Origin of the sequence: Marinimicrobium agarilyticum DSM 16975, from assembly GCF_000423345.1 — a bacterium.
Taxonomy (GTDB): Bacteria; Pseudomonadota; Gammaproteobacteria; order Pseudomonadales; family Cellvibrionaceae; genus Marinimicrobium; species Marinimicrobium agarilyticum.
In genome coordinates, this window is record NZ_AUHU01000003.1 from 267,280 (window position 1) to 281,380 (window position 14,101).

12 protein-coding genes are annotated in these 14,101 nt (G+C 62.4%); 11 read left to right on the forward strand and 1 reads right to left on the reverse strand.

The genetic code is table 11. From position 1 onward, the window contains the following. The first annotated feature begins 3 nt into the window (after positions 1 to 3). The 11 genes from G547_RS0101225 to G547_RS0101275 are packed head-to-tail and all read left to right on the forward strand — an operon-like array spanning position 4 to position 10,979. A complete protein-coding gene (locus tag G547_RS0101225) occupies positions 4 to 519 on the forward strand; it encodes a MotA/TolQ/ExbB proton channel family protein (RefSeq protein WP_027328291.1) in 516 nt (171 codons plus the stop codon). Between the two features lie 18 nt (positions 520 to 537). After that, complete coding sequence (locus tag G547_RS0101230; RefSeq protein ID WP_027328292.1) at positions 538 to 945, forward strand: ExbD/TolR family protein; 408 nt, start codon at positions 538 to 540, stop codon at positions 943 to 945. Then, the gene (locus G547_RS0101235; protein ID WP_027328293.1) at positions 945 to 1,589 is read left to right on the forward strand and encodes an energy transducer TonB; all 645 of its coding nucleotides are present in this window, start codon (positions 945 to 947) and stop codon (positions 1,587 to 1,589) included. The genes G547_RS0101230 and G547_RS0101235 overlap by 1 nt, the downstream gene beginning before the upstream one ends. A 5-nt stretch (positions 1,590 to 1,594) precedes the next feature. After that, positions 1,595 to 2,845 carry a tetratricopeptide repeat protein gene (locus G547_RS0101240; protein ID WP_036186374.1) on the forward strand — a complete coding sequence of 417 codons (1,251 nt, stop codon included), beginning with the start codon at positions 1,595 to 1,597 and terminating at the stop codon, positions 2,843 to 2,845. Positions 2,846 to 2,877: 32 nt separating this feature from the next. Further along, positions 2,878 to 3,792, forward strand: coding sequence for a phosphorylase family protein (locus G547_RS0101245; protein ID WP_027328295.1), 915 nt, complete (start codon positions 2,878 to 2,880; stop codon positions 3,790 to 3,792). Positions 3,793 to 3,796: 4 nt separating this feature from the next. Further along, positions 3,797 to 4,876, forward strand: coding sequence for a purine nucleoside permease (locus G547_RS0101250; RefSeq protein ID WP_027328296.1), 1,080 nt, complete (start codon positions 3,797 to 3,799; stop codon positions 4,874 to 4,876). Beyond that, the gene (locus tag G547_RS0101255; RefSeq protein WP_027328297.1) at positions 4,877 to 6,064 is read left to right on the forward strand and encodes an amidase; all 1,188 of its coding nucleotides are present in this window, start codon (positions 4,877 to 4,879) and stop codon (positions 6,062 to 6,064) included. It abuts the gene before it with no gap. Continuing rightward, on the forward strand, positions 6,061 to 7,641 hold the full coding sequence (locus G547_RS0101260) for a gamma-glutamyltransferase family protein (RefSeq protein ID WP_027328298.1): 1,581 nt from the start codon (positions 6,061 to 6,063) through the stop codon (positions 7,639 to 7,641). The genes G547_RS0101255 and G547_RS0101260 overlap by 4 nt, the downstream gene beginning before the upstream one ends. An 8-nt stretch (positions 7,642 to 7,649) precedes the next feature. Next, positions 7,650 to 8,462 carry a TSUP family transporter gene (locus G547_RS0101265; RefSeq protein ID WP_036186377.1) on the forward strand — a complete coding sequence of 271 codons (813 nt, stop codon included), beginning with the start codon at positions 7,650 to 7,652 and terminating at the stop codon, positions 8,460 to 8,462. A gap of 1 nt (position 8,463) precedes the next feature. Next, positions 8,464 to 9,720: a pyridoxal-phosphate-dependent aminotransferase family protein gene (locus G547_RS0101270; RefSeq protein ID WP_051234531.1), complete on the forward strand. Its 1,257-nt coding sequence runs from the start codon at positions 8,464 to 8,466 to the stop codon at positions 9,718 to 9,720. After that, positions 9,717 to 10,979 (forward strand): allantoate amidohydrolase, encoded by a 1,263-nt coding sequence (locus G547_RS0101275; protein ID WP_027328301.1) that lies wholly within the window; start codon positions 9,717 to 9,719, stop codon positions 10,977 to 10,979. Before G547_RS0101270 ends, G547_RS0101275 begins: the two co-directional genes overlap by 4 nt. Positions 10,980 to 11,004: 25 nt before the next feature. Here the strand turns inward: G547_RS0101275 and G547_RS0101280 are convergent, their stop codons facing one another. Next, entirely contained in the window at positions 11,005 to 14,091 is a 3,087-nt protein-coding gene (locus G547_RS0101280; protein WP_027328302.1) for an efflux RND transporter permease subunit, read from the reverse strand. Positions 14,092 to 14,101 lie beyond the last annotated feature (10 nt).

Consider the following 14,101-nt stretch of genomic DNA (forward strand, 5'->3'; position numbering starts at 1 on the left):
GAGATGGAAGTCTTATCCAAACTGACCGACTTCCTGGATGCCGGTGGTGATGTGCTCTGGGTCATTCTGGCCGTCACCATCTGGCTCTGGTGCCTGATCGTCGAGCGCTACTGGTTCTTCCTGCGCGAGTTGCCGGAGAACCGGTCGGGCCAGCTCAATCATTGGCGGGAAGTCAGCGGCGGTTCGCGCTGGTTCAACCAGCAAAAACGCCGCCAGCTTTTCTCTGAAGTGGAGTGCTCGATGCTACGCAACCTGAAGCTGATCACCGCGCTGATTGCATTGCTGCCCATGCTCGGGTTGCTCGGCACCGTGACCGGCATGATCCAGGTCTTTGATGTGATGGCGTACATGGGTTCCGGGAACCCACGCGCTATGGCGGATGGCGTCAGTGCCGCCACCATTCCCACTATGGCGGGCATGGTGGTGGCGATTCTCGCCATCCCTTTTGCGACGGAGCTGAACCGTCGCTACCAGCGCGAACGGCGGCGCTTGCATACCGCCATGTCGCGCGACGAATGACAGGCCACCGAGGTTGCTATGAGTGATAACCAGTTTTTCATGAACGAAGACGACGATAACGATATCGATATGACGCCCATGCTAGATGTGGTGTTCATCATGCTGATTTTCTTTATCGTCACATCGACGTTTGTTAAAGAGGCGGGCGTCGATGTCACTCGGCCCCAGGCGGATACGGCCGTACAGGCGGAGTCCAACAGCATCCAGATTGGCATCGACGCCGCCAACCAGGTGTTTATGGACAAACGCCAGATCGACAAACGTGCGATTCGCGCCAATGTCGAGCGCGGCCTGGCGGAAAGTCCGGGAGCGGCGGTCATTATTGTCGCCGACCGGGATTCCAATACGGACACCTTGATTCAGGTGATGGACCAGGCCCGGCTTGCCGGCGCCGAATCGGTATCGGTGGCGTCGGAGAATAACTGATGTGGGTGAAATATTCGGTAAGTTTGGGCGCGGCGGCGCTGCTGGGGTTGTTGATCTTTATCGGCATGCAGGTGCTGATTGCCACCGACGGTCGGTTCGCCGACGGCGGCGGTGACAGCCCGGCACTGAATTTCGTTCGCATCGATGCGGCGGAAGACAAGGTGGAAACCAAGGACCGACGTACCCCCGAGGAGCCTCCGGAGCCGGACACGCCGCCGGAAACCCCCACCGCGGCGGTTCAGGATAACCAGGTGCAGAACCAGGCCGCACTGTCCATGGACATGCCCAGTATGGATATGCCCCTGCAGACCGGCAGCGGTCCCAATATGGCGGGCCTCTCCGGGAGTGGTGGTACCGGCATGGGTGGTTTTGATTCGGATGTGATTCCGACGGTGAGAATTCCGCCGAATTATCCACAGCGTGCTCGTCAGGCCAAGCTCGAAGGCTACGTCACCATGCATGTGCAGATTCGCGCTGACGGCACGGTTGCGGATGTGGAGGTGGTCGACTCCAATCCGCCGCGCTTGTTCGATCAGGCCGCGGTTCAGGCGATGCAGCGTTGGCGCTTCCGGCCAAAAATGGTGAACGGCGAACCTCAGCCTCAACAGGCGCAACAGACCATTGAATTCAAGTTGGGAGAGTGACCGACATGCGTAATGTGATTGCCAAGTGCCTGCACCGCCTCTGTCGACCGCTGATGGTAGTGCTTCTTCTCGGCGGTAGCGCTTTGGCGTTTGCTCAGGGGGAGTCACTGAGCGGCAGTACCTACAACAAGCTCACGGATATTCAGGCGCTGATGGCCGAAGAAAAAACCGCGGAGGCACTCACCGAACTGCGCGAGCTGCGTGAAGCGGTGGACCCGGATACCATGGACCTGGCCATGGTATTGCAGATGCTCGGCTACCTCGAACTCGGTCGGGACAATTATCCAAAGGCATTGGAATTGATGCGAGCCAGCCTGGATATCGGAAAGCTGCCGGAGCAGATGAAAGTGGAGCTGGGGTACATGGTCGCCCAGCTGTACGCCGCCCAGGAACAGTTTGCCGAAGCCATCCGCTTTGCTCGGGAATGGTTTGAGACACTCGAGGACCCGCAACCGCAACAACTGATGTTCATGGCCAACCTGCTGGCGCAGACCGAACGCTATGCCGATGCGATTCCTTTTGCCGAGCAGGCGGTCACCATGACCGACGACCCCCAGGAGAGTTGGTACCAATTGCTGATCGCTGCCACCTTCCAGCTGGAGGAGTACGACAAGGCCGCCCGCTTCTTGCGTGGTGCGGCGGGTCACTGGCCGGAAAAACCCCAATACTGGGAGCAACTGGCCAGCGTGTACCTGATGCTCGAACAGCAGGACAAAGCACTGGCCAGCCTGCAACTCGCCTGGCGCAACGGCGTGTTGGAAAAGGAAAACTCTGTGCGCTCCCTGGTCCAGCTGGCTATCGCCGAAGGCATTCCCGATCGCGCCGGTCGTTTTCTGGAAGCGGCGTTCGAACAGGAATTGATTCCGCGCGAGGAGACGTTTCTCGGACTGAGTGTCAGCGCCTGGAACAGCGCTCGCGAATACGATAAAGCCGTGGCCGCGTTACAAGCATTGGCCGAAGCCACCGGGGAGGGTGACCCCTACCTGCGCATTGCCAACATCCGCGTGGAGCAGGCCCGCTGGGCCGATGCGGTGGCGGCCCTGGAGCGCGCGCAAAAACTGCCTCTGGAGAAACCGGGGCAGGTCTGGCTGACCCTGGGCATCGCCCTGACCGAACAGGAAAACTTCGAAGCGGGACTGGACGCCCTGCGCAAGGCGCGCGCCTACGATGACACCCGCGAGCAGGCCAGCGGTTGGCTCAAATACGCTGAAGGCCTGCGCCGTCAAAGTCGGTGGCAGAGTCGCAACAACAGCTGAGCCCGCTCTCTCATTTATTTGGAGTCACCTTCATGTTCCATACATTCTTTCGACCGTTCCGTCTCGTCGTGACCGTGTTCTTCCTGTTGGCCGCCGGTATGGCCGATGCAGCCCAACCCAAGGCCCGCATCGCCATACTGGGTGGCACTTTTTTGAACGACATCATTTTTCATCGTGACGGTCTGATTCAATCCGAATTCACGATTGATACCAAGGTGGGAACATCCCCCACCATCTACTATGCCGAGCACAAAGGCATTCCGTTTTACTACATTCATGCCCACGGCCAGGGCAAGTGGTTGGAAACCTGGGTGGCGCTGTACGACCTGGGCGTCGAGGAAGCCGTCGGCGGCGCCACCGCCGGCGCCATCAACCGCAGCATGGAAGTGTACGATTACATTCTGGTAGACGACTTTATCGATCTTAATATCGATCGGCCCATCAGCATTCCCCACGAAGTCTATCGGGACCCGAACGCCATTCCCCTGCCGCGTTTCGTCCCGGCGGTGGATACCGACATTCGCGATATTCTGTTGGAGCAGACTCGTAAAGCGATCTTGGACAACCCCGACTACGAAGATATCAGTATTCACGATGGTGGCACGGTTCTGCAAAGTCGCGGCGGCCGTTTTGAAACTGTGGCCGAAGTGGAAATGATGGCGCGCATGGGCGGCGACCTGGTCACCATGAACCTTGCCTCGGAAATGGCTTACTCGCGCATGCTCGGGATCAACTACGCCGCCATTGGCGTGATCTCCAATCCGGCCGAAGGGCGCGCGGACTGGGATTTCTCCCTGATGGAGGAACTCTACCCGCGCGTCAATCCATTGAGCCTGGATATCGTACTGGCTTCGCTGCCCGCCATCGCCAAACTCAAAGGCAAGCCCCGGGTGTCCGACGGCTTGATCAACCACCCCGAAATGACCTCCCAAAAGAAACAGGACTGACTTCATGTTGAAATTGACTAAATTTTCTGTGACCGGTTTGCTGTGTGCGTTGCTGCTCGGCGGCTGTGCCCAGCAGAGCACCAAGGCGCCCGAGCCGATCAAAATCAAATTCGTGGTGGTCTCCATGTTTGAGATTGGCGATGTGGAAGGCGACCAGGCGGGGGAGTTCCAGCTGTGGAAGGAGCGCGCAGATCTGGATACCGTGCTGCCTTTTAAAAACTCACCGCACGATATTTACTTGAACGAAGAGACCGGCGTACTCGGTATCATCACCGGCATTGGCACGGCCTATTCCGCCGGGACCGCCATGGCGCTGGGGATGGACCCGCGCTTTGATTTGACCGACGCCTATTGGCTGGTGGCCGGGATTGCGGGCATTGACCCGGAAGATGCCTCCATCGGTTCCGCCGCCTGGGCCGAGTACCTGGTTGATGGCGACCTGGCTCACCAGATCGATATGCGCGAAGTGCCGGAGGATTGGGACATCGGTATTTTCCCGCGGCACACACGCAAACCCTATGACCCCAACAAACCCGAACCCACGTTCGAAATGCTGAAGCTCAACTCCGAACTCTTCAACTGGGCGTTCGAGCTGACCAAGGACGCCGATCTGCCGGATATGGAAGGGCTGGAAGAACCCCGCTCCCTGTACACCGAGCACCCCAACGCGCAAAAGCCGCCGTTTGTTCTGAAGGGTGATCAACTGGCCGCCATGCGCTTCTGGCATGGGGAAATTCTCAACGGTTGGGCCAACAAATGGGTTGAATACTGGACCGAGGGCGAGGGTGAATTTGTTACCTCCGCGATGGAAGATACCGGGACCTTCCTGTCACTGAGCCTGTTGGACAATCTGGGCAAAGTGGACAAGGATCGGGTCATGGTGCTGCGCACCGGCAGCAACTACACCATGCCGCCTCCGGGCGTGACCGCGGTGGAGAACCTGCTGGCTGAAAACGACGGTTACGCCGGGCTGGATGCAGCGCTCGAAAGTGCCTACATCGTCGGTTCCGAAGTAATGGAAGAAATCCTGACCAACTGGGATACTTACCAGAATCGCATCCCCTCGGTGGCTGATTTGCCCTAAATGCCTATGGACCCGCGCGCGTACACCTGGCGGCCTGAAAAACGGGCCGTTCCCGCCCCCGGTCGCGGCCCCCTGTCGGGACTGCGGCTGGCGGTCAAGGATCTGTTCCATATTGCCGGTATTCCCACCGGTGCCGGTAACCCGGACTGGCTCGCCAGCCATCCGCTGCCCACCCGCACCGCACCGGTGGTCGCGCAATTGTTGAGCGCCGGGGCCGAACTGGTGGGCAAAACCCTCACCGACGAGTTGGCCTACAGCCTCAACGGCCAGAATATTCACTACGGCACGCCTTTGAACCCGCGCGCCAAGGACCGCCTGCCCGGCGGCTCCAGCTCCGGCTCCGCCGTGGTGGTGGCCGCCGGGGAGGCGGACATCGGTCTGGGTACTGACACCGGGGGCTCCATTCGCGTGCCAGCGAGCTATAACGGCCTGTTCGGGCTGAGACCCACCCACGGCGAACTGAGCCTGGAGGAGACCGTCCCCCTGGCTCCGCGATTCGACACCGTGGGCTGGATGACGAACACTGCCGCCCTGCTAAAGCGTGTAGGGGACATCCTGTTGCCTGAGGATCTGCCAACCCGATCGAACAATGGCTCGGCCACTCTGGCGGTGTTGGTACCGGAGCAGGGCGGTCAGCCCCTCTGGCGCGAAGAGCATGACGCCTGGCTTCAGTCCCTAGACACCTCGGCGGTCGTTCTCCGGCGCATTGAAGTGAACGGCGACTGGCTCAACCACGCCAGTGACTGTTTCCGAACCTTGCAGGGGCGGGAAATCTGGCGCACCCATGGCCGCTGGCTCACCGAGCGCAAGCCGGTGTTCGCTCCGGACATACAGGCGCGGCTGCAATGGAGCCGGGGCCTGACCGAGGCCGATGAGGTCGGTGCCGAGCGCGACCGGGCGCAGCTGTGTGCCACCATCGCCAGTTGGTTTGAAGGTGTGGAGGCGGTGCTCATGCCCACCACGCCCGGTCCGGCCCCGCGTCTCGATGCCGCCAGTGACCGGATTGCGGTTTATCGCAGCCAACTGATGGGCCTGACGGCCCCGGCGGGGCTTTGCAGCCTGCCGCAGTTGCATATGCCGGTGCTCGCGCGCGATGGGGCGCCCATGGGCGTCTCACTGTTGGGCGCGCACCGGCACGACAAGGTGCTGCTCGAATTGGCCCACACCCTGACGGAGACCCGCTCATGACCCAAGTGGCATTCAGTGCACCGCACCGCGAGGCGTCGAACATTGGGCTGAAGGTACTGGAAGACGGCGGCAACGCGGTGGATGCCATGATCGCCGCTGCTGCGGCCATCAGCGTGCTTTACCCCCACATGAACAGCCTCGCCGGCGACGGCTTCTGGCTGATTCACGAGCCGGGCCACGCGCCCCGGGCCATCGACGCTTGCGGCACGGCCGCCGAGCGGGCGAGTATCGATTACTACCGGAACCAGGGGCTTGAGGCCATACCCGCTCGAGGTGCCCAATCGGCCCTGACCATGGCCGGCACTCTGGCCGGTTGGCAGCGGGCCCGGGAGCTGATCGGCGAAACCCGCCACCTGAAACCACTGAATGAACTACTGGCGCCGGCCGCTTCCCTGGCACGCGAAGGTGTTCTGGTGACGGACTCACTGGCTGCGGCCAGTCGCAAGGTAGCCGCCGAGCTCCAGGGGGAAGCCGAATACCAGTGGCTTTTTACCCGAAACGGACAACCGCTTGCCTCCGGCGACACCCTGCGCAATCCGGAACTGGGGGACTTCCTCGATCGTCTCGCCCGCCAGGGGCTGAAGAGCTTCTATCGAGGCGACATTGCCGACGATCTGGCGGCCGCGCTGGAGGCGGCGGGCAGCCCGCTGCGTCTGACCGATTTCGAAAATTATCACGCCAAGCTGGTCACGCCCCTGTCGCTCACCACCCGCTTTGGCGAGTGTTACAACCTGCCGGCCCCCACCCAGGGGCTGGCCTCGCTGATCATCCTGGCCCTGTACGACCGCCTCTATCGGGACGATTGGTCTGAGGCGAAAAAAATTCACACCCTGGTGGAAGCCACCAAGCAGGCCTTCCTGATCCGGGACCGGGAAATCACTGACCCTCGCTATATGCGCCAGCTCGGCCAACTGTGGCTGGCGGACCAGACCCTGGACGAACTGGCCGGGCGAATTGGCGATACCGCCTCGCCCTGGCCGAGAGTGGCCGAGCCCGGCGATACCGTCTGGATGGGCTGCGTGGACCGCCGCGGCACCATGGTCAGCTTTATTCAGAGCCTCTACTGGGAGTTCGGCTCCGGTTTGGTGCTTCCCGGCACTGGCCTGGTCTGGAACAACCGGGGGCTGAGTTTCCGGTTGGATCCGAACCACCACAACGCCCTGCGCCCGGGCGCTCGCCCCCTGCACACCCTCAACCCGGCTTTGGCCCTGTTCAACGACGGTCGGCGCATGGCCTACGGCACCATGGGCGGCGAGGGCCAGCCGCAAACCCAGGCGGCGCTGCTGACTCGCTACTGGTACGACGGAATGCCGTTGGATGAGGCCATCAGCCGCGGCCGTTGGCTGCTGGGCCGAACCTGGGGCGAGACCGATGAGGATCTCAAACTCGAAGCCGACCTGGCCGACGCGGTAGGTGATGACCTGGCCCGAATGGGTCATCGGACCCGCACCGTGCCCTCGCACAGTGAGATGATGGGCCACGCCGGCGCGGTGGTTGCGCTCAACGGCGGCCCGGTCACCGCTGCCAGCGACCCGCGCAGCGATGGTGCCGGGCTGGTGGGGAGGTCCCCCGCTTGAGTGCATTTTTGAACGAATGGCTGCCCACGATTCTGGCCATGCTGGCGACCGGCGCTCTCGCCGGGGTGCTCGCCGGCCTGCTCGGGGTGGGCGGTGGCATCGTCATCGTGCCGGTCTTGTATTTCGTGTTGCAGGGCCTGGGAGTGGACCCCGATGTCGCGATTCGGGTCGCGACCGGCACCTCCCTCTTGGTGATTGTCCCCACCAGTTTGTCCTCGGTTCGATCCCACCACCGGCGGGGTAATGTCGACTGGGCGCTGATCAAACGCTGGTGGCCGTTTATGGTGCTCGGCGTCATTGCCGGTAGCGCTACGGCTCTGGTGGTAAAGGGCCAGGTCATCAGCGGCGTGTTCGGTGTTATCGCCCTCTTGGTGGCTGCCAATATGCTCTTCCGCCCCAAGGCGCCGCCGGTCGCCGACTCGCTGCCCGGCCTGCCGGGGCAGGGGCTGATGGCCAGTGGCATCGGCTATTTCTCAGTGATGATCGGCATCGGCGGCGGCACCCTGGGCGTGCCTTTGCTCACCGCCTGCAATGTCGCTCCGCACCGGGCCGTGGGCACCGCCGCCTTCTTCGGCCTTCTGATCGCCCTGCCGGGCGCCACCGCCATGCTGCTGGCCCAGACGCCGACCGGCGCACCGGCCGGCATGGTCGGTTTGGTCAACCTCGCCGGCTTTGCCGCCATAGTGCCGCTCACGGTGCTGCTGGCACCGGTGGGCACCTGGCTGGGCTCCAAACTGGATGCGCTCTGGCTCAAGCGCGTGTTCGCCATCTTTTTGTGCATCAGCGGCGCTCGCATGCTGATGCAGACCCTGGGAGTGTGATATGTCCGAAACGCTTCAACCCGCCTCCAAACTGATGCGGCCTTTCTCTCCACCCCCGCGCCTGCTGATGGGCCCGGGGCCGATTACCGTGGACCCGCGGGTCCTTCGGGCCATGTCTGCGCAGCTGGTGGGCCAGTACGACCCGGCCATGACCCAATGCATGAACGACACCATGGCCCTGTACCGGGCGGTGTTCGAGACCGACAACGAGTGGACCTTCCTGGTGGACGGCACCTCGCGCGCGGGCATCGAAGCGGTACTGGTGTCCCTGCTGGAACCGGGAGACCGGGTCCTGGTACCTATTTTTGGTCGCTTCGGCCACCTGCTCACCGAAATTGCCGAGCGCTGCGGCGCCGAGGTGCACACTCTCAGCAAGGAGTGGGGCCAGGTCTTCACCCCGGAGGAAATTGAAACCGCCATCCGTGAAGTGCAGCCCAAAGTGCTTGCCGTGGTGCAGGGCGATACCTCCACCACCATGCTCCAACCGTTGGAAGACCTGGGAGCCATCTGTCGTGAGCACGGCGTCCTGTTCTACTCCGACGCCACCGCCTCCATTGGCGGCAACCCGTTCCGCACCGATGCCTGGGGCCTGGATGCGGTGTCCGTCGGCCTGCAGAAGTGCCTCTGCGGCCCCTCCGGCAGTGCGCCCCTGACCCTGAGCACGCGAGCCGTGGAAGTGATTCGCCGGCGCAAACACGTGGAAGCGGGCATTCGCAGCGACCATCACCGGGACGGCAAGGGGCCGCGTATTCCCTCCAACTATTTCGATTTGGGCATGATCATGGACTACTGGGGCGATGAGCGGCTCAACCACCACACCGAGGCCACCACCATGCTCTACGGCGCCCGGGAGTGCGCCCGCATCCTGCTCGAAGAAGGCGTCAGTAATGCCATTGAGCGTCACCGGATTCACGGCCTCGCCATGGCCCGGGGGCTGGCTGCCATGAACCTGAGCCTGTTTGGCGACCAGACGAACAAGATGCACAACGTGGTGGGTATTCATATTCCCGACGGCGTTCCGGGGGAGCCGATACGGCAAACCATGCTGAATGACTTCGGCATCGAAATCGGTACCTCTTTCGGACCTTTGCACGGCAAAATCTGGCGTATCGGCACCATGGGCTACAACGCCCGCAAAGACGCCGTCCTGCAAACTCTGGCCTGCCTGGAAGCCGTATTGCGCCGAGGTGGACACTCCCTCACCGCCGGTGCGGGTGTCGAGACGGCCCTGGATGTCTACACCGGGGAGGGCGTATGAGTCTGAACCTATCGGATAAGGCCCTGAACGAACCGGCCGCGCGCCTGATGGCCCGCTGCGATGCCTTGGCAGAGATCAGCTCGGACCCGACCAGCCTCAGCCGTTTTTACCTCACCCCGGAACACCGGCGGGTCAATGATCAGGTGGCGGAGTGGATGCAGGCGGCGGGCCTGAAAACCTGGGAGGATGCCGCCGGCAACCTCTGGGGGCGTTGTGTTGCGGCCGATCCGGCGGCCAACCGGACATTGGTTCTGGGGTCTCACCTGGACACGGTGCCCAATGCCGGTCGCTACGACGGCATGCTGGGGGTGCTGACCGCGCTCTCCGCTGTGGAGCAACTGCAAGCGGCCGGGGTACGCCTGCCGTTTCATATCGATATTGTCGGCTTCGGGGATGAAGAGGGCTCGCGCTTTGGCACCACGTTGCTGGGTAGCCGCGCCGTGGCTGGTACCTGGCAGGATGCCTGGTGGGAGCTGACCGACGCCGAGGGCGTTTCCTTGCATTCAGCGTTTGAGCAATTTGGCCTGGACCCGGCAAAGATCGGTAACGCGGCACGCTCGTCGGAGGCCTTGCTCGGCTATCTGGAGCTGCACATTGAGCAGGGCCCGGTGTTGGAACAGCGCAATGAGCCTATGGGGGTGGTGACCGCCATCGCCGGCGCCCGCCGCTATCAGATTGAGCTGACCGGCTATGCCGGTCACGCGGGCACGGTGCCCATGGCGATGCGCCAGGACGCCCTGGTCGGTGCAGCGGAATGGATACTGGCGGTGGAACGGGCGGCAAAGGAATTCGATGTGGTGGCCACCGTCGGTCAATGCCAGGCGCAGCCCGGTGGCGTGAACGTGATTCCCGGTGCGGTGCAGCTGTCACTGGACATTCGCTCGGGAGACGACCGTCGGCGCGATGAAGCCTTGGAGTCGATTCGGGGCAGCATGGCCCGCATCGAACAGGCCCGTCACTTGAGCTCGCAGTGGCGGGAAATCCACAACGCGCCCGCGGTGGCCTGCGCCGACTGGTGGCAGCAGCTGCAGTGCGCGGTATTGTCGGAGCTGAACCTTCAGCCGCTGTGCCTGATGAGCGGTGCGGGCCACGATGCCATGGCCATGGCGGAGATCGCCGATTGCGCCATGTACTTTGTGCGCTGCAAGGGCGGCGTCAGCCATCATCCGGACGAAGCCATTCAACAGGCCGACCTGATACCCGCCATCGCCACCATGACACAAACTCTGATCCGCCTGGCCCAGCGTTTCACCGACTGAGGTTTGCCCGGGCGGAGCGTCTCAGCTATTTGGTATGGGCCTCACCAAAGCGCAAATACATGGCCGGGACCACCACCATATTCAAGGCGGTGGAGGTGAATAGCCCCCACAGAATAACGACCGCCATGGGTGCCTGGATTTCGCTGCCGGGTTCACCGGCGGCGAGTGCCAGAGGCACCAACGCCAGTGCTGTGCCCAGTGCGGTCATCAGGATGGGAATCAAGCGTTCTTCGGCGCCTTGCATAATGGCCGCGCGCCTCGCCACGCCTTCATCGCGAATCAGGCGTTGGATATGGTCAATCAGAATAATGCCGTTGCGGGTGGCGATGCCAAACAGAGTGATAAAACCGATGACCGCAGCAATGGTCAAAGTCCCACCGGTCAACCACACGCCCGCAATACCCCCGATGACAGCCAGAGGAAGGTTCAGCATGATCAGGCCGGCGTCGCGCATCGAGCCGAAAGCGGTCACCAACAGTAAAAAAATTCCTAGAATCACCGCCGCGCCCAGAAGCAGCAGCCGCGTTCCCGCCGACTGGGCACTCTCGAATTGACCGCCGTACTCTATGTGGTATCCCGCCGGCAAGGGCACGTTCTCGCGCACCACCGTCTGAATATCCTCCACTACGCTGACCAGAGCGCGGTCCGCCACGTTGGCCATGACCACCAGCTTGCGCTGCACATCTTCCCGGGAGATGGTGTTGGGCCCGCGCCGTTTTTCAATCGTGGCCAGGGCGCTCAACGAGGTCACCGCGCCGGAGGGCAGGGTAACCAGAGTTTGCTTCAGCGTTTCTACGGATGACTTGGCCTGCTCGGGTAAACGCACCACCAGATCAAAGGTCGATTGCCCTTCCATGATCTGGCTGACCACTGTTCCGGTAAAGGCCGTTTCCAGCAGCTCCGCCGCCTGCGACATACTCAAGCCGTAATTGGCCAGGGCCGGACGGTCGAACTTGACCGACACAAACGGAATTTCGCTCTGCTGCTCCATGGCCACATCGACCGCGCCGGGGACCTCGCTCACCAGGCTTTCCACTTCTTTGCCCAAGCGGCGAAGTTCAAACAAGTCCGCGCCAAAGATTTTGATGGCGATATTCGCCCGCGTACCGGACAGCATGTGATCGATGCGATGGGAAATGGGTTGGCCGATGATGACATTGGTGCCGGGAATCGAGGCGAAGCGTTGGCGCAGTGCGGCGAGCATCGCCTCTTTGCTGCGCTCGCCCATGTCCAGGGTCACATCAATCTCCGAGGCGAACACCTGCTGTGCATGGGGGTCGAGTTCGGCCCGACCGGTGCGCCGGGCGGTGGCGACGACTTCGGGCTGCTCCAGCAGAATGTGTTCGACCCGCGCGCCAATCTCATCGGACGTTTCCAGAGCGGTTCCGGGCAGGGTGACCACGCTCAGGGTCAGGCTGCCCTCATTGAACTCGGGCAGAAACCCTCTTCCCGCGAAGCCCAAAGCGATCAGTGCCAACACGAGCGTTGCGGCGGCCCCGCCAACGACCCATCGGGTATGGTTCAACGAGGCTTTCAACAACGGCCGATAACGCCGTTTGAGCCAGCCGATTAAGCGAGAGTCGTGGTCCTGTCGCACGGCCTTGCTGCCCGGCAGAAAATACAGACACAACACCGGTGTCACCGTCAGGGCCACCAGCAAGGAGGCGGCCAGAGAAATGACGTAGGCAAAACCGAGCGGTTCCAGTAGTCGGCCTTCCACCCCGTCGAGGAAAAACAGCGGCAGAAACACCAGAACAATAATCAGCGTGGCGAAGACGATGGAGCTTTGAATTTCATGGGTGGCCCTTAGAACAACGGGCAGGGCCGGTTCGCGTTCCGGCTCGGGGCGTTGGGTGTTTTCCCGCAGGCGGCGGACAATGTTTTCCACGACTATGATGGCATCGTCCACGAGCGCGCCCATGGCGATGGCGATGCCGCCCAGAGTCATGGTGTTCAGCGTACCCCCCAGCCAGCGGATGGCCAGTACGGTCACCAGAACCGACAGGGGAATCGCCATCAGGGCAATACCCGTGGCCCGGGCGCTGACGAGAAAGATGAACATGATGGCGACTACCAGCACGGCGCCGTCGCGCAGGGCCACCAGAAGGTTGTCGATGGCGTTATCGATAAAACTCGCCTGGCGGAAGGCGTTGGTTTCAATACGCATACCCTCGGGCAGGCTTTGGCCCAGATCCGCAATGACGGTATCCAGGGATTCGGTCAATGCCAGGGTGTTTACATTGGGTTGCTTCTGAATGCCGAGCACCACCGCCGGATCGCCGTTGTAGGCGGCCGTGCCCCGGCGCGGTGCCGGCCCGATCACGACTTCGGCTACATCGCGTACCAGAACCGGGGTGCCCTCGCGTTGGGTAATGACCGCCTCGCCGATGTCCTCAATGGTGTGGACGCGACCCAGTCCCTGAATCAGATACTCCTGCCGGTTTTCCGTGACGAAGCCCGCCGCCGCATTGGCGTTGGACTCGCCCACTGATGTGCGCAGCTGGTTCAGGGAAATACCGTAGGCAGAGAGACGCTCGGGAGAGGCCACTACCTGGTATTGGCGGGTCTCTCCCCCAATGGGAATCACTTCCGCCACGCCCGGCACGGCGAGTAGGCGACGGCGCACGGTCCAGTCTGCGGCCGTTTTCAGGGCCATCTCATCGTGGCGATCGGAGACCAGGGCAATGAACATGATCTCCCCCATAATCGACGATACCGGCGCCAGCACCGGCGCAGGCAGTTCCGGTGGCAAGGCCGCCCTGGTGGTTTGCAGCTTCTCCGACACGATCTGCCGGGCGCGATAGATGTCCGTGCCCCACTCGAATTCGACACTGATTACCGAGATGCCTACGCCGGTATTTGAGCGAACGCGGCGAACCCCGCTGGCGCCGTTCATGGCGGTTTCGATGGGGAAGGTCACTCGCCGTTCGACATCCTCCGGGGGCATGCCATGGGCTTCGGCGACAATGGTCACCACCGGTGCGGTCAGGTCCGGGAACACGTCCACCGGCGTGCGGCTGGCCATCCAGCCCCCGCCGACGAGCAGCGCGCCGGCTACCGCCAGAATCAACAAGCGGTTGCCGAGCGACCAGCGAATGATGGATTCAATCATGGGCGGGGAC

What these genes read in the sequence shown, in the direction of transcription:
- G547_RS0101225 (WP_027328291.1), top strand. Translation starts at nt 4, where the DNA reads ATGGAAGTCTTATCCAAACTGACCGACTTCCTGGATGCCGGTGGTGAT.
- G547_RS0101230 (WP_027328292.1), top strand. Translation starts at nt 538, where the DNA reads ATGAGTGATAACCAGTTTTTCATGAACGAAGACGACGATAACGATATC.
- G547_RS0101235 (WP_027328293.1), top strand. Translation starts at nt 945, where the DNA reads ATGTGGGTGAAATATTCGGTAAGTTTGGGCGCGGCGGCGCTGCTGGGG.
- G547_RS0101240 (WP_036186374.1), top strand. Translation starts at nt 1,595, where the DNA reads ATGCGTAATGTGATTGCCAAGTGCCTGCACCGCCTCTGTCGACCGCTG.
- G547_RS0101245 (WP_027328295.1), top strand. Translation starts at nt 2,878, where the DNA reads ATGTTCCATACATTCTTTCGACCGTTCCGTCTCGTCGTGACCGTGTTC.
- G547_RS0101250 (WP_027328296.1), top strand. Translation starts at nt 3,797, where the DNA reads ATGTTGAAATTGACTAAATTTTCTGTGACCGGTTTGCTGTGTGCGTTG.
- G547_RS0101255 (WP_027328297.1), top strand. Translation starts at nt 4,877, where the DNA reads ATGCCTATGGACCCGCGCGCGTACACCTGGCGGCCTGAAAAACGGGCC.
- G547_RS0101260 (WP_027328298.1), top strand. Translation starts at nt 6,061, where the DNA reads ATGACCCAAGTGGCATTCAGTGCACCGCACCGCGAGGCGTCGAACATT.
- G547_RS0101270 (WP_051234531.1), top strand. Translation starts at nt 8,464, where the DNA reads ATGTCCGAAACGCTTCAACCCGCCTCCAAACTGATGCGGCCTTTCTCT.
- G547_RS0101275 (WP_027328301.1), top strand. Translation starts at nt 9,717, where the DNA reads ATGAGTCTGAACCTATCGGATAAGGCCCTGAACGAACCGGCCGCGCGC.
- G547_RS0101280 (WP_027328302.1), bottom strand. Translation starts at nt 14,091, where the DNA reads ATGATTGAATCCATCATTCGCTGGTCGCTCGGCAACCGCTTGTTGATT.